Raw genomic sequence first — 18579 nt, forward strand, 5'->3', positions numbered from 1 at the left:
CCGGTGCCTCGTGCGCCGAGGACACCGGGCCCGCGAGCCGGGCAGGCGAAGGGGGGAAGACGCCTGTCCGAGATGGTGCCGGCTTGGTGGGAACCATGGTGCGACAACGTTGTCTGTGTGGTCTGTACATGACTTTACCGCCCCAACCGACAACGATGTCAAGCAACTTGGCGCAGGGCCACCCGTGTGAGTGGCCGCGCGCGCCGGGGGAGCACGGGGTCTTCCGCTGTACCACCGGCGCGCGCTACTGTCCCTGCGGCTTGTGTGATCCGTGGTGCGCGACCCGTCCGAAGGAGGAGGGGCCGCGTCATGCGCTTCCGTTCCCTGTCCCTGCTGCTGGCCGCCGCACTGGCGGCCGGCGGAGCCACTCCCGCCCTCGCGGCGACCACCACACCCGGGAGATCCAGCCCCGCCCTGGTCGAGGACCCCACGCCGTACGTCGATCCGCTGATCGGCACGAAGAACGGCGGCGACACCTTCCCGGGCGCCGTCACCCCCTTCGGCATGCTCTCCTTCAGCCCGGAGACCACCCGCGGCGACGCCACCCGCACGACCGCCCCCGGCGGTTACCACTACGACGCCACCCGCATCCGCGGCTTCAGCCTCACCCACATGTCGGGCACCGGCTGCGCGGGCGGCAGCGGTGACATCCCGTTCTTCCCCTACGCCGGCCAGGTCACCACCTCCCCGGCGAGCGACACCAAGGACGCCGTCTACGCCTCCGGCTTCCGGCACGCCGACGAGACGGCCGAGCCCGGCCACTACAAGGTGGGCCTGGCCTCCGGCGTCACCGCCGACCTCACCGCCACGGCCCGCACCGGCTCCGCGCGCTTCACCTACCCCGCGGACAAGCCCGCCTCGCTGCTGATCCGCACCGCCAACTCCGAGGTCGGCTCGACCGACTCCTCGGTCACCATCGACCCTGCCACGCGGACCGTCTCCGGCTCGGTGACCTCCGGGAACTTCTGCGGCTACCTCGACCCCGAGGGGCAACGGGCCTACTACACCCTGTACTTCACCGCCCGCTTCGACCGGCCGTTCAAGGCGACCGGCACCTGGCAGGACGACAAGGTGAGCGCCGGAGCGACCTCGGCCACCGGCGGCACCGGCGGCTTCTCGCACGGCGGGCGGCCGGTGGCCGGCAAGGGCGCCGGCGGCTACGTCGAGTTCGCCCCCGGCACCGGCCCGGTCGGAGTCAAGGTCGGCGTCTCCTACGTCAGCCAGGCCGGCGCCGCCGCCAACCTCGCGGCCGAGAACCCGCCCCGGCGCTCCTTCGACTCCGTGCGGGAGGCGGCCCGCCGCGCCTGGCGCGAGCGGCTGGGCGCGATCCAGGTCGGCGGCGGCACCGCCGACGAGCGCACCACCTTCTACACCGCGCTCTACCACGCCCTGCTGCACCCGAACGTCATCAGCGACGCCGACCGCCGCTACCGGGGCGCCGACGGAAAGGTGCACACCGTCGGCCGCGGCCACCAGGCGCAGTACGGCACCTTCTCCGGCTGGGACGTCTACCGCGACCAGGTGCAGCTGCTGACGCTGCTCAGCCCGCGCACCGGCTCGGACATCGCCCAGTCCCTGTACGAGCTGGCCCGGCAGAACGGCGGCACGTGGGACCGCTGGCTGCACGGCGCGAGCGGCACCCACGTCATGAACGGCGACCCCTCGCCCACCGCACTGGCCGGCATCCGCGCCTTCGGCGGCACCGACTTCGACCTCGAGGGGGCGCTGGCGTCCCTGGTGAAGGCGGCCACCGTGCCGACGGAGCAGGACCTGTCGGCGGCGGGCAAGCCGGTGCTCTCCGCCGGTCAGCGCCCCTCGCTCGACAAGTACCTGAAACTGCACTACATGCCGTCCGTCTCCAACGCCTGGGGCGGCGCCGCCGAGACCCTGGAGATGTCCACCGCCGACTTCTCCCTGTCCCAGCTCGCCGCCGCGGCCGGGCAGAAGAAGACGGCGGACGCCTTCGCCGGCCGCGCCCAGTGGTGGCAGAACAACTTCAACATCGCCGCCACCGACTCCGGCGGCTACATCGCCAACCGCAAGGCCGACGGGAGCTGGGTCACCGGCTTCACCCCGGACACCGGCAACGGCTTCGTCGAGGGCACGGCGGCCCAGTACACCTGGATGGTCCAGCACAACCCGGCCGGGCTGTTCGCGGCCATGGGCGGCCGGGACAAGGCCCTCGCCCGGCTCGACGCCTTCTTCCACGCAGCGGACGGCGGCTGGGCGTTCACCGGGGGCGGCGGCGACAAGGCGGCCATGGACAACGAGCCGTCGATCAACGTCCCCTACCTGTACGACTACGCGGGCGCGCCCTACAAGGCCCAGGAGACCGTCCGCGCCGCCATGCGGCAGCTGTGGACCACCGAGCCCGGCGGCATCCCCGGCAACGACGACCTCGGCGCCATGTCGTCCTGGTACGTCTTCTCCGCCCTCGGCATGTACCCGCAGGTCCCCTCCCGCTCCGAACTCGTCCTCGCCTCACCGCTGTTCGAGCGCGCCGAGATCCACCGCCCGCACGGCGGCGACATCTCCGTGCGCGCCCGGGGAGCGGCCGCCGGATCGCCGTACGTGCAGTCCCTGAAGGTGAACGGCCGCACGAGCGAGCGGCCGTGGCTGCCCGCCTCCTTCGTCCGTGACGGCGGACGCCTGGACTACACCCTCTCCTCCACCCCGAACCGCGCCTGGGGCAGCGACCCGGCCGCGGCGCCGCCGTCCTTCCGGCAGGGCGAGCAGCCGTACCAGATCGGCGTCGGCCCCACCACGGCGACGCTCGCCCCCGGCGACAGCACCAAGGTCTCCATCCGCGCCCTGTCGCTGAACGGCGGGCAGGGACCTGACGTGCGCTTCCGGGTCGAGGCACCGGCCGGTGTCACGGCGAGCCCCGCCGAGGGCACGGTGACCGGCGGATCCCAGGAGATCACCCTGAGCGCCGGCAAGGACACCGCGCAGGGCTTCTACGACGTGTCGGTCACGGTCACCTCGGGCGGGCAGTCCTACGAGCAGCCCGTGGCCCTGACCCTCGCGGCACCCGGCACCCTGCTCGCCGCCCGGAACAACACCGGCGTCTCCGACGACGCGGGCGACCACGACGAGGCCGACTTCGACGGCGGCGGCTGGAGCTACTCCCGGCAGGCCCTGGCCGCGGCCGGTCTCACCCCGGGCGGGCAGGGCACCGTGGACGGCCTGGCCTTCACCTGGCCGGACTCGCCCAGCGGCCGCCCGGACAACGTGTCGGCGGCGGGCCAGACGATCACCCTGCCCGCCCCCGCGACCGCGCTGTCCTTCGTCGGCAGCGCGGTCAACGGCAACCAGCAGACCAAGGCGACCGTCACCTACACCGACGGCACCACGGCCACCACCGACCTCTCCTTCACCGACTGGACCGTCGGCGGGGGCGGCGGCACCGTCCAGTACGGCAACACGGTCGTCGCCAAGACGGCGTACCGCAACGTCGCGGGCGCCGACAAGGACCCGGTGGCCACCTACGTGTTCGCCACCCGGCCCTTCGAGGCCCCGGCGGGTCTGCGGATCCGGTCGGTGAAGCTGCCGTCCGACACCGACCTGCACGTCTTCGCCCTCGCGGTGAAGTGACCGGCTTCAGTGACCGCGTGAAGTGACCTGCCGAGCAGGGCGGGAGCAGCACGAAGGGGCGGGCCCGCCAGGACCCGCCCCTTGTGCTGTGCCGCACACCGGGTGTGCGTCAGGCCAGCAGCTCCACCTCCGCCAGCGTCGAGGCACCGTCGAGCACCAGCCGGTACTTCTGGTAGGTGCCCGGCGAGGCGATCGTGAACGGCCGGGTCTGCTTGTCCCAGGCGAAGGACTCGCCCGAGCGGCGGTCCACCGTCTTCCAGTGCGTGCCGTCCGAGGACGCCTGGAGCGTCCAGCCCGCCGGGGCCTTGCCGCGGTCGCCCGACGAGGTCAGCGTGTACTGGAGGGCCTTGACGGAGCCGGTGACCGGCAGGTCCACCTGGCTCACCGTCGCGTCCGTCGACGAGGTGTCGTCGAACAGCGCGCCGTCGCCCCGGAGCACGTCCGCGCGCGGCGCCGGCGCCTTGTCGCCGGTCGTGATCGACACGGGCGCGGCGTTCTCGGCCGTGCCCCACTTCGACGGCCGCGGACCCATGTCGAACTCCAGCACACCGCCCTTGGAGAGCAGGGAGTGCGGCAGGTTGGTGGAGTTCCACCTCTTGCCGTTGAACCGGACACCCTGCACGTAGATGTTCTTCGCGCTGTTCCTCGGCGCCTTCACGACCAGGTCGTGGCCGTTCTCCAGGTGCACGGTCGCCTTGGTGAACAGCGGGGAGCCTATGGCGTAGTCGCCGCTGCCCATGACCAGCGGGTAGAAGCCGAGCGAGGAGAAGAGGTACCAGGCCGACTGCTCGCCGTTGTCCTCGTCACCGTGGTAGCCCTGGCCGATCTCGCTGCCGACGTAGAGCCGGGAGAGCACCTCGCGGATCTTCTCCTGCGCCTTCCAGGGCTGTCCGGCAGCGTCGTACATGTACGTGACGTGGTGGGCGACCTGGTTGGAATGGCCGTACTGGCCCATGCGCACGTCCCGCGCCTCGGTCATCTCGTGGATGATCCCCCCGTAGGAGCCGGCGAACTCGGAGGTCGCCGTCTCCGGGGTGGCGAAGTACGTGTCGAGCTTGTCCGCCAGGCCCTTTCGGCCGCCGTACAGGTTGGCCAGGCCCCGGCTGTCCTGCGGGGCGGTGAAGGCGTAGCCCCAGCCGTCGGTCTCCGTGTAGTCGTAGCCCCACACGCGCGGGTCGTACTTCGCGGAGTCGACGCGCCAGTTGCCCTTGGCGTCCTTGCCCTGGAAGAAGCCCGCCTTCGAGTCGAACAGCTTCACGTAGTCCTGGGCGCGGTTGAGGAAGTACTGCGCCTCGTCCTTGTAGTGCTTCTGACCCGTCTTCTTGTAGAGGGCCTCGCCCATCTTCGCGATGCCGTAGTCGTTGACGTAGCCCTCCATGGCCCACGACAGGCCCTCGCCGGTGGCCGTGCTGGTGTAGCCGAGGAAGGGCGAGGTGCTCATGCCCTTGCGGCCCACACCGGAGGACGGGGGCACGACGGTGGCGTTCTTGAGGGCCGCCTCGTACGCCGCCTGGGCGTCCATCGGGACGCCCTTGACGTACGCGTCGGCGAAGGCCACGTCCGAGGAGGTGCCGGTCATCAGGTCGGCGTAGCCGGGGGAGGACCAGCGCGAGGTCCAGCCGCCGTCCTTGTACCCCTGCACGAACCCGTCGACCATCTCACCGGCCTGCGAGGGCGTCAGCAGCGAGTACGCGGGCCACGTGGTGCGGTAGGTGTCCCAGAAGCCGTTGTTGACGTACACCTTGCCGTCGACGATCTTCGCACCGGTGTGCGTCGGCGTGTCCTCGCCGGTCATCGCCGAGAACGGGGAGGCGTACCGGTCCTTGCCGCCGACCTTCTCGAAGCCCGAGTTCGGGTACAGGTAGAGCCGGTACATGCTGGAGTACAGCGTGGTCAGCTGGTCCGGTGTGGCGCCCTGGACCTCGACCTTGCCGAGCAGCCCGTCCCAGGTGCGCTGGGCGCGTGCCTTGACGGTGTCGAAGGTGGTGCCGTCCGGGATCTCCTGGCGCAGGTTGTCCTTCGCCTGGTCCACGCTGATGAGCGAGGTGGCCAGGCGCAGGGTGACGGCGTGGTCCTTGCCGGTGTCGAAGCGCAGGTAGCCCTTGACCCCGCTGGAGGAGCCGTCCTGGACGGGCTTGTCGAAGACGCCGTAGACGAAGAGCCGGGTGGCGCCGGTGGACAGCCCGGACTTCACGTCCGAGTAGCCGGTGACGACGCCGTGCTCCTTGTCCAGCGTCAGGCCGCCCTGGTCGGTGACGTTGTCGAAGAGGACGCTCGCGTCGTCACCCGGGTAGGTGAAGCGCAGCGCCGCCGCGTGGTCGGTCGGGGCCATCTCGGCCTTCAGGCCGTTCTCGAACCGCACGCCGTAGTAGTAGGGGTGCGCGGTCTCGTTCTCGTGCCGGAAGGGCAGCGCGCGGGCGGTGCGGTCGGTGTCCGGGGTGCCGGACGCCGCCGACGGCATCACCTGGAACGTCTGCCGGTCACCCATCCAGGGGCTCGGCTCGTGGCTCGCGGCGAACGCCTGGACGGTGGGCAGGTTGTCGCTGTTGTTCGCACGTGCGTATTCGTACAGCCAGCTCTGCGAGCCCGCGTTGGTGACCGGGGTCCAGAAGTTGAAGCCGTGCGGCATCGCGGTCGCGGGGAAGTTGTTGCCGCGCGAGAAGCTGCCGCTGGAGTTGGTGCCGCGGGTGGTCAGCGCGTAGTCGGCCAGGTGCGCCTTGGGCCGCTCGGGCGCGACCCGCTTGATCGACACGTCGTCCAGCCAGCCGCGGAACTTCGCCGGGCCGCTCGGGGAGTCGTAGGCGAGCAGCACGCGGTCGACGGTCTTGCCGGCCGCGACCGACCCGATCCGCGAGACCACGTCGTTCCACTGGTTGACGTAGAGCGTCTTGGCCGCGCCCTGCGCCTGCGGGCTCAGCCCGAAGCCGTGCTGGTCGGTGGCGCCCAGCCGGCTCAGGTAGGTGCCGTCGGTGAAGGCGAGGTCGACGGAGACGTTGGTGGCGTCGTAGTCGCGGTCGCCGTCGGCCATCGACGGGAAGAGGCGGTAGGACAGCTGGGTGTCCCGGGTCACCTTCAGGTTCACGTCGAAGATCTTGTTGTACGAGTAGGCGCGGCCCTTGGCGGTGTGCCGGCCGGCGTAGCGCAGCGCCCGCTTGCCCGTGAAGCCCGCGCCGGCCTTCGCGGTCGGGGAGCCGCTGGGGCCGCGGTCGACGAGGGAGAGCATGTCCTGGGGGATCGTGCCGCCGCCGTCGCCGGTGGAGAACTGGACATCGGCGAGCTGGAGTATGTTCGAGGCGCCGTTGTTCTTCGTGATCTCCAGCCGGAAGTGCTGGTACTCCGCGGGCGCGGCCAGATCGTACGTCTTCGTCTGGTAACGCTGGGCGAAGGACTCGCCGGAGCGGCTGTCGACGCTCTTCCAGTCCTTGCCGTCGGCGGAGGCCCGGAGCGTCCAGTCCTTCGGGTCACGCTCGCCGTAGTCGTTGGCGGAGGTGAGGGCGTAACGGGTGATCTTCACGGGTTTGTCGAAATCGAACTCGACCCAGCCGGTGGACTCGAAGGTGAGCCACTTGGTGCCCGGCTCGCCGTCGACGAGGTTCTCCTTGACCTCGCCCGACCCGCTGTTCTCCGAGCTGGCCCGGAGGTCGGTGACGTGGTCGTCGACGTTGCCCGGGATGCCGGTGCTGTAGCCGCCGTCCACACCCGAGGCGCGCTTGCCGCCGTCCGGGGCGGTGTCGACCGTGCTGAGCCAGTCCGGTGCCGGATCGCCGGACTCGAACGAGGACGCGAACTCCCGGTCGGCCGCCGGGGCCTTGCCGGGCAGGGCGACCGCCGCCCCCTGGGAACCGGCGGCCAGGACGAAGGCGGCCGTGACGACGACCGCCGGACCCCATCTGTGCCGTACTCTGCGCTGCATACGAGGGCACCCTCCCTGGTACTCCAAAGCGCCGGACAACGTTGTCAAATTCGGCGCAAGCTCCAGTAGGGAGTCAAGTGGCCAGAGATGTCAAGGGTGTTGGGTGCGGCATTCGGGCGTGAAGTCCCGGATATTTCCGTCAAGGGACCCCACAGGGGGTTCATATTTCCGCGAGGTCTCAACTCGGAAAAGACCGACAGTGAACCTTGCGTTCGATCTTGCTCCGTCCGCCTGAAGTGGACTATACCTGTCGGCGTCCGTGAAGCCGTTCGACCGGTCGGCGGCGGACCCGGGGGGAGCCGGAAAGGTGGTTCGACGTGCGAAACGCGGCGGCCTCCTTGTTTTCCCAGCGATCCCGGTGGATGACGCACGAAGTACTTATTGCACGAGCTTGGCCTACCGCGGTGCCGGGGAGGATCCGGTTCACCGCCTGAGTCCTGGAGAAGGCGAGGACTTGCGCATGGGATCCACTTCCGCCGAGAACCACGGGGGCGTCGGCCGCCGTTCCCTGATCAAGAGGTCCGCGGCCCTCGGTCTGGTCTCCGTACCCGCGATGAGCTTCCTGTCCGCGTGCGCCAGTGGCGGCGGCGACGGCCAGGACAAGGCCAAGGCGGGCAAGAAGACGGCCAAGAACCCGCTCGGCGTCAACGACACCGCGCAGATGGAATTCGTCCTGTTCGACGGCGGCTTCGGCTCCGAGTACGCCAAGGACGCCACGCAGATCTACCAGAAGAACTTCCCGAAGGCGAAGGTCAAGTTCACCACCACCCAGAAGATCCAGTCCACGCTCCAGCCCCGCTTCAACCAGGGCAACCCGCCGGACCTCATCGACAACTCCGGCGCCGAGCAGATGGACATGGGCGTGCTCGTCGGCAAGAACCAGCTCGCCGACCTCACCCCGCTGCTGGACGCCCCCTCCTACGACGACCCGAAGAAGAAGGTCCGCGACACGCTGCGGCCGGGCATCGTGGAGATGGGCCAGTTCGACGGCAAGCCGGTCTGGATCCTCTACTACGCCTACACGGTCTACGGCGTCTGGTACTCGCAGAAGGCCCTGGACTCGCTGGACGAGAAGTACCCCGAGACCTGGGACGAGATGATCAAGGTCTGCCAGAAGGCCCAGAAGAAGGGCATGGCGGGCTGGACCTACGCGGGCAAGTACCCGTACTACCTCCCGTTCTCGCTCTATCCGATGATCGGCAAGGTCGGCGGCCGCGAGGTCCTGGACGCCATCGACAACCTGGAGCCCAACGCCTGGAAGCACCCGGCCGTCAAGGCCTGCTTCGAGGCGTACTACGAGCTGTACAAGCGCGGCTTCATCCTCAAGGGCACCCCCGGTCTGGACCACATCCAGTCGCAGACCGCGTGGGCCAAGGGCAAGGCGCTGTTCATCCCGAACGGCTCCTGGGTGGAGAACGAGTCGGCGAACGTCATCCCCTCCGACTTCAACCTCGCCGTCTCCGCGCCCACCGGCCTCGACGGCTCCGACAAGATGCCCTTCGGCACGATCTGGGCCTCCGGCGGTGAGCCCTTCATCGTCCCGGCCAAGGCCGCGAACACCGAGGGCGGCATGGAGCAGCTGCGCATCATGCTCAGCGAGGCGTCCTCGAAGAACTTCACCGCCAAGGTGAAGTCGCTGACCGCGTACAACGGCGGCACCACCGGCATCGACCTGACCCCGGGTCTGAAGTCGGGCGTGGCCGCGCTGGAGAAGGCCGGCTCCAACGTGCTGAACCCGCGCCTGCAGGACTGGTACGTGCAGCTGCAGAAGGAGAAGATCGGTGTGGCCGGTCTGGGCGAGATGATGGCCGGCCGCGCCACCCCGGCGGAGGCCATCAAGAAGATCCAGGGCTTCGCCGACGAGGCCGCCAAGGACACGTCGATCAAGCACTACAAGCACCAGTGAGGGTCCGTCACCAGGGTCCGCCCGGCGGTCGGTCAGGCCGCCGGACGGACCCTGGCGGCACCGTCCGCCCTTCAGATCGGGGTCGCTAGCAATGCAGCACGGCAAGTACCGGTTCATCGTGGGGTTCCTGGTGGTACCCCTGGGGCTGTACGCGCTCTTCGTCATCTGGCCGTTCATCCAGTCCATCTACTACTCGTTCACGGACTGGACCGGTCTGAGCCCCGACTTCAAGATGGTCGGCGTCGACAACTACAAGAGGATGTTCGACGACGAGATCTTCTGGAAGTCGCTGCAGCACAGCCTGCTGTTCGCCCTGGTGCTGCCGGTGGTGACGATCGGGCTCGCGCTGTTCTTCTCCTTCATGATCAATGTCGGCGGACGGCGCAGGAAGGGCGGCCCGGCCATCAGCGGTGTCCGCGGCTCCTCCTTCTACAAGATCGTCTACTTCTTCCCGCAGGTGCTGTCGATCGCCATCGTCGCCCTGCTGTTCGCCTTCGCGTACAACCCGGACAGCGGAGCGATCAACTCGCTGCTGCGCGGGATCGGGCTCGGCAGTCTCCAGCCGCTGTGGCTGGGCGACCCGGACCTCGCCCTGTGGTGCGTGATGGCCGTGCTCGTCTGGTCGACCACCGGCTTCTTCGTGGTCCTCTTCTCGGCGGCCATGGCCTCCATCCCGGCGGACCTGTACGAGGCCGCGCTGCTCGACGGCGCGAGCCGCTTCACCACCTTCTTCCGCATCACCCTGCCGCTGCTGTGGGACACCGTGCAGTCCGGCTGGGTCTACATGGGCATCCTCGCGCTCGGCGCCGAGTCGTTCGCGGTCGTACAGATCATGACGACCGGTCCCGGCGGCCCCGACTACTCGACCACCGTCATGGTCCTGTACGTGTACCAGAAGGCGTTCCGTGACGGTCAGGCCGCCTACGCCACCACGATCGGCGTCGCCCTGCTGGTCGTCACGCTGCTCTTCTCGGCCGTCGTGATGAAGCTGGGCCGGCGCGAGCGGCTGGAGTTCTGATCATGGAAACCACCGAGACCCCCGCCCCCGTACCGGCCGAGCCCGGCGTCGCGGTCGGCAAGACCGGCGCCCCGCGGGAAAAGGCGCCCCGGCAGAAGAGGGAGGGCGGTGTCCTCAACGTCTTCTCGCACGGGGTCCTGATCATCTGGGCGATCATGGTCGTCCTGCCGCTGGTGTGGGCGGTGATGACGTCCTTCAAATCCGACGGCGCCATCTTCAGCTCGCCCTGGGCGCTGCCCGACACACTGCACTTCGGCAACTGGTCGCGGGCGTGGAACGACGCGCACATGAGCGACTACTTCCTGAACACGGTCCTGGTGGTCGGGGGATCGCTCGTCGGCACCCTGGTCCTCGGCTCGATGGCGGCCTACGTACTGGCCCGCTTCGAGTTCCCGGGCAACCGGTTCATCTACTACCTGTTCATCGCCGGAATGAGTTTCCCGGTCATTCTTGCGCTGGTGCCGTTGTTCTATGTCGTGAACAACATGGGGCTGCTGAACACCATCCACGGACTGATCCTGGTCTACATCGCCTACTCGCTGCCTTTCACGGTGTTCTTCCTGACGGCGTTCTTCCGGTCACTGCCGAGTTCGGTGGCGGAAGCCGCATTCGTGGACGGCGCCTCGCACACCCGGACCTTCTTCCAGATCATGCTGCCGATGGCCAAGCCCGGTCTGATCAGCGTCGGGATCTTCAATTTCCTGGGGCAGTGGAACCAGTACATCCTGCCGACCGTGCTGAACACCGATCCGGACAAGCGCGTGCTCACCCAGGGCCTGGTCCAGCTGGCCGTCAGCCAGGGCTACAAGGGTGACTGGTCCGGGCTCTTCGCCGGTCTGGTGATGGCGATGCTGCCGGTCCTGGCGGCGTACATCATCTTCCAGCGCCAGGTGGTGCAGGGACTGACGGCGGGCGCCCTGAAATAGCCTGCCGGGGCTCCCGGCCCCCTCCGCCCCCGCCGCCTCCCGAGCCGCCCCCGGTCCGCCGGGGGCGGCTTCGGCGTGCCCGGACTCGGCCCCGGGAGCCGCCCCGCGCATGCCGCCACGGCTCCGCGCGGTGGTTCGTGTACCCGGAAACGGTTCAACCTCTTGACGGGAGGCAACCCGAACGGCTCATCTTAGAGTTCACTTGTTGGACATGGACGGGGCCTCGCCGGAGCGGCCCCGCGCGCAGGAGGTCGTCGTGGAGACTCCAGGGTCGCAGTCGTCGCTGCACCGAGCCAACCTGGAGCGGGTCGTACGTGCCGTGCGTCTTGCCGGATCCCTCACCCAGGCGGAGATCGCACGGACCACGGGTCTGTCCGCGGCGACGGTCTCCAACATCGTGCGGGAGCTGAAGGACGGCGGAACGGTCCAGGTCACACCCACGTCCGCGGGTGGCCGCCGGGCGCGCAGCGTCTCCCTGAGCGGGGACGCCGGGATCGTGATCGGCGTCGACTTCGGGCACACCCATTTGCGGGTCGCGATCGGGAACCTCGCCCACCAGGTGCTCGCGGAGGAGTCCGAGCCGCTGGACGTGGACGCCTCCTCCAGCGAGGGCTTCGACCGGGCGGAGGAGCTGGTCAACCGGCTGATCACGGCCACCGGGGTGGACCGGGCGAAGATCGCCGGGGTGGGCCTCGGCGTGCCCGGACCGATCGACGTGGAATCCGGCACGCTCGGCTCCACGGCGATCCTGCCGGGCTGGGGCGGCATCAAGCCCGCCGAGGAGCTGCGGGGGCGCCTCGGCGTGCCGGTGCACGTGGACAACGACGCCAACCTCGGCGCCCTGGGCGAGCTGGTGTGGGGGAGCGGGCGCGGGGTGCGCGACCTCGCGTACATCAAGATCGCCAGCGGTGTGGGCGCCGGTCTCGTGATCGACGGGAAGATCTACCGCGGGCCCGGCGGCACGGCCGGCGAGATCGGGCACATCACGCTCGACGAGTCCGGCCCGGTCTGCCGCTGCGGCAACCGCGGCTGCCTGGAGACCTTCGCCTCCGCGCGCTACGTCTTGCCCCTGCTCCAGCCCAGCCACGGCACCGAGCTGACCATGGAGGGCGTCGTCCGGCTGGCCCGCGAGGGGGACCCGGGATGCCGCCGGGTGATCGCCGACGTGGGCCGGCACATCGGCAGCGGGGTCGCCAATCTCTGCAATCTGCTCAACCCGAGCCGGGTGGTCCTCGGCGGTGATCTCGCCGAGGCGGGCGAGCTGGTCCTCGGGCCCATCCGGGAGTCGGTGGGCCGCTACGCCATCCCCAGCGCGGCGCGCCAACTGTCCGTGCTGCCCGGGGCACTTGGCGGCCGGGCGGAGGTGCTCGGGGCGCTCGCCCTGGCGCTCAGCGAGATGGGGGATTCCACCCTTTTGGACGGGACCCTGGCGGCGGCGACCCCTGCCTTCACTTAGAGAACGTATGGCACCGTTGCCATCTCGTTAAGGATTTACTTCTTGACGTCGCACGCGTGGCCGAGTTGACTTCCAGCCACCTCGGCCGCAACGACGCGGCCTCGTCAGGGAGGTTTGAGGAAGTGAACACGCGTATGCGTCGTGCGGCCTTCGCCGTTGCCGCTGGTGCCATGGCCGTCTCGCTCGCCGCCTGTGGCAGTGCCAAGGAGTCCAAGGACAGCGACTCCTCCAAGTCGTCCGCCCCGGCCGCCAAGAAGGGCGACGACATCAAGGTCGGTCTGCTGCTGCCGGAGAACAAGACCGCGCGCTACGAGCAGTTCGACAAGCCCTTGATCGAGAAGAAGATCAAGGAGCTGACGAACAACAAGGGCAAGGTCTTCTACAACAACGCCCAGCAGAACGCGAACCTGCAGAGCCAGCAGGTCGACACGATGATCACCAACAAGGTGGACGTGCTCATCGTGGACGCGGTGGACGCCAAGGCCATCAAGAACTCCATCCAGAAGGCCAAGGACCAGGGCATCAAGGTCGTCGCCTACGACCGCCTGGCCGAGGGCCCGATCGACGCCTTCACCACCTTCGACAACGAAGAGGTCGGCAAGGCGCAGGGCGAGGCGCTGCTGAAGGCCCTGGGCAGCAAGGCCACCAAGTCGAGCAAGATCGTCATGATCAACGGCTCGGTGACCGACCCGAACGCCGCCCAGTTCAAGAAGGGCGCCCACGCCGCCCTCGACGGCAAGGTGACCATCGCCAAGGAGTACGACACCAAGGAGTGGTCGCCGGACAACGCCAACTCCGAGATGGAGGCGGCGATCTCCGCGGTCGGCGCCAAGAACATCGCGGGCGTCTACTCCGCCAACGACGGCATGGCCGGCGGTGCCATCACCGCCCTCAAGGCCGCGGGCGTCAACGTCCCGGTCACCGGCCAGGACGCCGAACTCGCCGGTGTGCAGCGCATCCTCGCGGGTGACCAGTACATGAGCATCTTCAAGTCCTACCCGACGGAGGCGAACGTCGCCGCCGAGATGGCGGTCGCCCTCGCCAAGGGCACCGGCCTGGACTCGATCGCCAAGACCAAGGTGGACAGCGACAGCACCAAGGGCGTCCCGGCGCTGCTGGTCCCGGTCATCTCGCTGACCAAGGACAACGTCAACGAGACGGTCATCAAGGAGGGCTTCTACACCGCCGCCCAGATCTGCACCGGCAAGTACAAGGCCGACTGCGACAAGTACGGCGTCAAGTAAGCGGCCCGGCCGGGCCCGCGCACAGCGGTCCGGCCCCGTCCGCGCACGAGCGGCCCGCTCCGGTCCGCGTACGGCACCTCGCCCGAGGCCGCCGGTACGGACCCCGGCCGCCCCACGGCTCCGCCGGCGCCCCGCGCACCATTCAGCCCCGCAAGCTCGGTGCGGGGCGCCGGACGGAACATCCCCCGGGTCGCTCCCGACCCACCCACCCAGCATTCCTGCACAACCTCCCGCCGGGTCAGGCGGCGAAGGAGATGGTTCACGTGTCCGCTACGCCCGTGCTGGCGTTGCGCGGGGTCTCCAAGCGGTTCGGTGCCGTTCAGGCGCTCACCGACGTAGAGCTTGAGGTCCACGCCGGTGAGGTGGTCGCCCTGGTGGGCGACAACGGCGCCGGAAAATCCACGCTGGTCAAGACGATCGCCGGCGTGCACCCCATCGATGAGGGCGCCATCGAGTGGGAGGGCAGGCGCGTCCAGATCAGCAAGCCGCACGACGCCCAGAGCCTCGGCATCGCGACCGTCTACCAGGACCTCGCGCTGTGCGACAACATCGACGTCGTCGGCAACCTCTACCTGGGCCGCGAACTCAAGCGGTTCGGCGTGCTCGACGAGGTCGAGATGGAGCGCCGCTCCCAGGAACTGCTGCGCACCCTGTCGATCCGCATCCCGAGCGTGCGCATCCCGATCGCCTCGCTCTCCGGCGGCCAGCGCCAGGTCGTGGCCATCGCCCGGTCCATGCTCGGCGAGCCCAAGCTGGTCATCCTGGACGAGCCCACCGCCGCCCTCGGTGTCGAGCAGACCGCCCAGGTGCTCGACCTCGTCGAGCGGCTGCGCGAGCGCGGCCACGCCGTCATCCTCATCAGCCACAACATGGCCGACGTGAAGGCCGTGGCGGACAAGGTCGCCGTCCTGCGCCTGGGCCGCAACAACGGCGTCTTCGAGGTCAAGACGACCTCGCAGGAGGAGATCATCTCCGCCATCACCGGCGCCACCGACAACGCCGTGACCCGCCGTGCGGCGCGCGCGAACGGGGAGGTATCCAAGTGAGCATCGACAAGACCTCCGCCACCGCGCAGGACGAGCAGGCCGTCGAGAACCCCGAGGCCGCGGCCGCCGCGGTGACCGCGGTCGACCCGCGCCTGCTGGTGCGCGAGCAGGGCCTCGCGGGCTACCTCGGCGAGTTCAAGCGGAAGATGAAGGCCGGTGAACTGGGCTCGCTCCCGGTCATCCTCGGCCTGATCATCATCTGCGTCGTCTTCCAGAGCCTCAACTCGCAGTTCCTGTCCGCGCAGAACCTGAGCGACATCACCGTCACCATGGTCGGCACGGGCATGATCTCCGTGGGCATCGTCTTCGTGCTGCTGCTCGGCGAGATCGACCTGTCCGTCGGCTCCGTCAGCGGCGCCGGCAGCGCCCTGGCCGCCGTCCTCGCCGTCAACCAGGGCTGGCCCGAGTGGGCCGCGGTGCTCATCGCCGTCGCCGCCGGCGCGGCCATCGGCGCCCTGCACGGCTTCTTCTTCGCGGTGCTCGGCGCGCCCGCGTTCGCCGTCACCCTGGCCGGCCTGCTGTTCTGGCTCGGCTTCATGCTCAAGATCCTGGGCGAGAACGGCACCATCAACCTCGACAGCGACGGTCTGATCGGCAAGCTGACCACGTACTTCTTCTCGGACGTGGCCGCCGCCTACGGGCTCGCACTGATCGTGGTCGTGGTGTTCTTCGTCACCTCCTTCCTGGGCAACCGGCGCCGAGAGGCCGCGGGCATCCCGTCCCGGCCGATGAGCGACACCGTGCTGCGGACCGTGCTGCTCGCCGTGATCTCCTTCGCCGCGGCCTTCATGTACAACCAGTACAAGGGCCTGCCGCTGGCCACGGTGATCTTCCTGGTGTTCCTCATCGGCACCGACTTCCTGCTGCGCCGCACCGCCTACGGCCGCAAGGTCTTCGCACTCGGCGGCAGCGTCGAGGCGTCCCGCCGCGCGGGCATCAACGTCACCGCGATCCGGATCTCGGTCTTCGCGATCTCCGGCGGTTTCGCGGCGGTCGGCGGCCTGTTCCTGGCCTCCAAGATCGCCTCGGCCAACCAGAGCGCCGGCACCGGTGACCTGCTGATGAACGCCATCGCGGCGGCCGTCATCGGCGGCACGTCCCTCTTCGGCGGGCGCGGCCGCACCTGGAACGCGCTGCTCGGTGTGCTGGTCATCGTCTCGATCCAGTACGGCCTCCAGCTGGAGTCCATCGCCGAGCCGGTCAAGTACATGATCACCGCGGCGGTCCTGCTGGCCACGGTCGTCATCGACTCGGTCACCCGCAAGACCCAGAAGACGGCCGGGCGCGCCTGACCGCGCCCGACCCGAACACCTGTGCCCGGCACCGATGCGGTGCCGGGCACAGTCGTGCGGGGAAGCCTCACCCGGCCGGGCCATGGAAGGGCCCCCGCCGGGGTACAGCCGTTCGCGTGACCTACGACCCACCGCCCGGCCACGGGGCGCCCGGGCGGAACATTAGACTCGACAAGCCCGGCAACAGCTCGATCAGCTCTACTGCAAGGAGGCACGGGTGCCGCTGCTGACCCGCATCAGGGGACCGCGCGATCTGGACCGGCTCAGCATGGAGGAGCTGGACCAGCTGGCGCAGGAGATCCGGACCTTCCTGGTCGACGCCGTGTCCAAGACCGGCGGGCACCTCGGCCCCAACCTCGGTGTGGTGGAGCTGACCATCGCCCTGCACCGGGTCTTCCACTCGCCCAAGGACAAGGTGCTGTGGGACACCGGCCACCAGTCCTACGTGCACAAGCTGCTCACCGGCCGCCAGGACTTCTCGAAGCTGAAGATGAAGGGCGGCCTGTCCGGCTACCCCTCGCAGGCCGAGTCCGAGCACGACGTCATCGAGAACAGCCACGCCTCCACCGTCCTCGGCTGGGCCGACGGCATCGCCAAGGGCAACCAGATCCTGGGGCGCGACGCCCACGTCGCCGCCGTCATCGGCGACGGCGCGCTGACCGGCGGCATGGCCTGGGAGGCGCTCAACAACATCGCCGCCGCCAAGGACCGCCCGCTCGTCATCGTCGTCAACGACAACGAGCGCTCCTACGCGCCCACCATCGGCGGCCTCGCCAACCACCTCGCCACCCTGCGCACCACCGACGGCTACGAGCGCTTCCTCGCCCGCACCCGCGAGGTCCTGGAGCGCACCCCGGTCGTCGGCAGGCCGCTGTACGAGACGCTGCACGGCGCGAAGAAGGGCCTGAAGGACTTCATCGCCCCGCAGGGCATGTTCGAGGACCTGGGCCTGAAGTACGTCGGCCCGATCGACGGCCACGACATCGAGGCCCTGGAGTCCGCGCTCACCCGCGCCAAGCGCTTCGGCGGTCCGGTCATCGTGCACTGCCTCACCGAGAAGGGCCGCGGCTACCAGCCCGCCCTCCAGGACGAGGCCGACCGCTTCCACGCCGTCGGCAAGATCCACCCGGACACCGGGCTGCCGATCTCCGCCTCCGGCGCAGACTGGACCTCCGTCTTCGGCGAGGAGATGGTCAGGCTCGGCAAGGAGCGCGAGGACATCGTCGCCATCACCGCGGCCATGCTCCAGCCGGTCGGTCTGGACAAGTTCGCCAAGGCCTTCCCCGGCCGCGTCTACGACGTCGGCATCGCCGAGCAGCACGGCGCCGTCTCCGCGGCCGGCCTCGCCCACGCGGGCGTCCACCCGGTCTTCGCCGTGTACGCCACCTTCCTCAACCGCGCCTTCGACCAGGTGCTGATGGACGTGGCGCTGCACAAGTGCGGGGTCACCTTCGTCCTGGACCGGGCCGGTGTCACCGGCACCGACGGCGCCTCCCACAACGGCATGTGGGACATGTCCATCCTCCAGGTCGTCCCCGGCCTGCGGCTGGCCGCCCCGCGCGACGCCGACCAGGTCCGCGCCCAGCTGCGCGAGGCCGTCGAGGTCGACGACGCGCCCACCGTGGTCCGGTTCTCCAAGGGCGCCGTGGGCCCCGCCGTGCCCGCCGTCGGCCGCGTCGGCGGCATGGACGTGCTGCGCGAGCCCGGCACCGGCACCCCGGACGTGCTTCTCGTCTCCGTCGGCGCGCTCGCCCCGATGTGCCTGGAGATCGCGGCCCTCCTGGACCGGCAGGGCATCTCCACCACCGTCGTCGACCCCCGCTGGGTCAAGCCCGTCGACGAGGCCATGGCCCCGCTGGCCGAACGCCACCGCGTGGTCGTCACCGTCGAGGACAACTCCCGCGTCGGCGGTGTCGGCTCCGCCGTCGCCCAGGCCCTGCGCGACGCCGGCGTCGACGTGCCGCTGCGCGACTTCGGCATCCCGCCGCGCTTCCTCGACCACGCCTCACGCGCCGAGGTCATGGCGGAGATCGGCCTGACCGCACCCGACATCGCCCGTCAGGTCACCGGCCTCGTCTCCGAGCTGGACGGCCGCTTCTCGCGTACGGCCACCGAGGTGGACTCGGCGGTGCAGCCCGCCCGCGACTGAGTCCGCCGGCGCCCCCGCACGCCGAAAAGGACCGG

10 protein-coding genes are annotated in these 18579 nt (G+C 69.6%); 9 read left to right on the forward strand and 1 reads right to left on the reverse strand.

Annotated features, from left to right (window positions below):
- The first annotated feature begins 309 nt into the window (after positions 1-309).
- The gene (locus tag IG64_RS15220; RefSeq protein ID WP_037856084.1) at positions 310-3594 is read left to right on the forward strand and encodes a GH92 family glycosyl hydrolase; all 3285 of its coding nucleotides are present in this window, start codon (positions 310-312) and stop codon (positions 3592-3594) included.
- A gap of 109 nt (positions 3595-3703) precedes the next feature.
- On the opposite strand, the gene IG64_RS15225 is transcribed toward IG64_RS15220, so the two are convergent.
- On the reverse strand, positions 3704-7507 hold the full coding sequence (locus IG64_RS15225) for a GH92 family glycosyl hydrolase (RefSeq protein ID WP_199811596.1): 3804 nt from the start codon (positions 7505-7507) through the stop codon (positions 3704-3706).
- Positions 7508-7967: 460 nt separating this feature from the next.
- Between IG64_RS15225 and ngcE the strand changes: the two genes are divergently transcribed.
- From ngcE to dxs, 8 genes are all read left to right on the forward strand, one after another.
- Positions 7968-9413: an N-acetylglucosamine/diacetylchitobiose ABC transporter substrate-binding protein gene (gene ngcE, locus IG64_RS15230; RefSeq protein ID WP_037856086.1), complete on the forward strand. Its 1446-nt coding sequence runs from the start codon at positions 7968-7970 to the stop codon at positions 9411-9413.
- A 91-nt stretch (positions 9414-9504) separates the two neighbouring features.
- Positions 9505-10431 (forward strand): carbohydrate ABC transporter permease, encoded by a 927-nt coding sequence (locus IG64_RS15235; protein ID WP_037856088.1) that lies wholly within the window; start codon positions 9505-9507, stop codon positions 10429-10431.
- 2 nt (positions 10432-10433) lie between these two features.
- Positions 10434-11357 (forward strand): carbohydrate ABC transporter permease, encoded by a 924-nt coding sequence (locus tag IG64_RS15240; protein WP_037856091.1) that lies wholly within the window; start codon positions 10434-10436, stop codon positions 11355-11357.
- Positions 11358-11613: 256 nt separating this feature from the next.
- Positions 11614-12813, forward strand: a complete 1200-nt coding sequence (locus tag IG64_RS15245) for an ROK family transcriptional regulator (protein WP_037856181.1) — start codon at positions 11614-11616, stop codon at positions 12811-12813.
- A 134-nt stretch (positions 12814-12947) separates the two neighbouring features.
- Complete coding sequence (locus tag IG64_RS15250; RefSeq protein WP_078884017.1) at positions 12948-14057, forward strand: sugar ABC transporter substrate-binding protein; 1110 nt, start codon at positions 12948-12950, stop codon at positions 14055-14057.
- Positions 14058-14311: 254 nt separating this feature from the next.
- Positions 14312-15103 (forward strand): ATP-binding cassette domain-containing protein, encoded by a 792-nt coding sequence (locus IG64_RS15255; RefSeq protein WP_037856098.1) that lies wholly within the window; start codon positions 14312-14314, stop codon positions 15101-15103.
- Positions 15100-16395 carry a sugar ABC transporter permease gene (locus IG64_RS15260; RefSeq protein WP_037856102.1) on the forward strand — a complete coding sequence of 432 codons (1296 nt, stop codon included), beginning with the start codon at positions 15100-15102 and terminating at the stop codon, positions 16393-16395. The genes IG64_RS15255 and IG64_RS15260 overlap by 4 nt, the downstream gene beginning before the upstream one ends.
- Positions 16396-16612: 217 nt before the next feature.
- A complete protein-coding gene (gene dxs / locus IG64_RS15265) occupies positions 16613-18544 on the forward strand; it encodes a 1-deoxy-D-xylulose-5-phosphate synthase (RefSeq protein ID WP_037856104.1) in 1932 nt (643 codons plus the stop codon).
- Positions 18545-18579: the final 35 nt, after the last annotated feature.

The organism is Streptomyces sp. NRRL S-340, from assembly GCF_000720185.1.
In the GTDB taxonomy this organism is placed as follows: Bacteria; Actinomycetota; Actinomycetes; order Streptomycetales; family Streptomycetaceae; genus Streptomyces.

Bases quoted from the DNA above. Each gene is read 5' to 3' on its own strand.
- IG64_RS15220 (WP_037856084.1), top strand. From the start codon at position 310: ATGCGCTTCCGTTCCCTGTCCCTGCTGCTGGCCGCCGCACTGGCGGCC.
- IG64_RS15225 (WP_199811596.1), bottom strand. From the start codon at position 7,507: ATGCAGCGCAGAGTACGGCACAGATGGGGTCCGGCGGTCGTCGTCACG.
- ngcE (WP_037856086.1), top strand. From the start codon at position 7,968: ATGGGATCCACTTCCGCCGAGAACCACGGGGGCGTCGGCCGCCGTTCC.
- IG64_RS15235 (WP_037856088.1), top strand. From the start codon at position 9,505: ATGCAGCACGGCAAGTACCGGTTCATCGTGGGGTTCCTGGTGGTACCC.
- IG64_RS15240 (WP_037856091.1), top strand. From the start codon at position 10,434: ATGGAAACCACCGAGACCCCCGCCCCCGTACCGGCCGAGCCCGGCGTC.
- IG64_RS15250 (WP_078884017.1), top strand. From the start codon at position 12,948: ATGCGTCGTGCGGCCTTCGCCGTTGCCGCTGGTGCCATGGCCGTCTCG.
- IG64_RS15255 (WP_037856098.1), top strand. From the start codon at position 14,312: ATGGTTCACGTGTCCGCTACGCCCGTGCTGGCGTTGCGCGGGGTCTCC.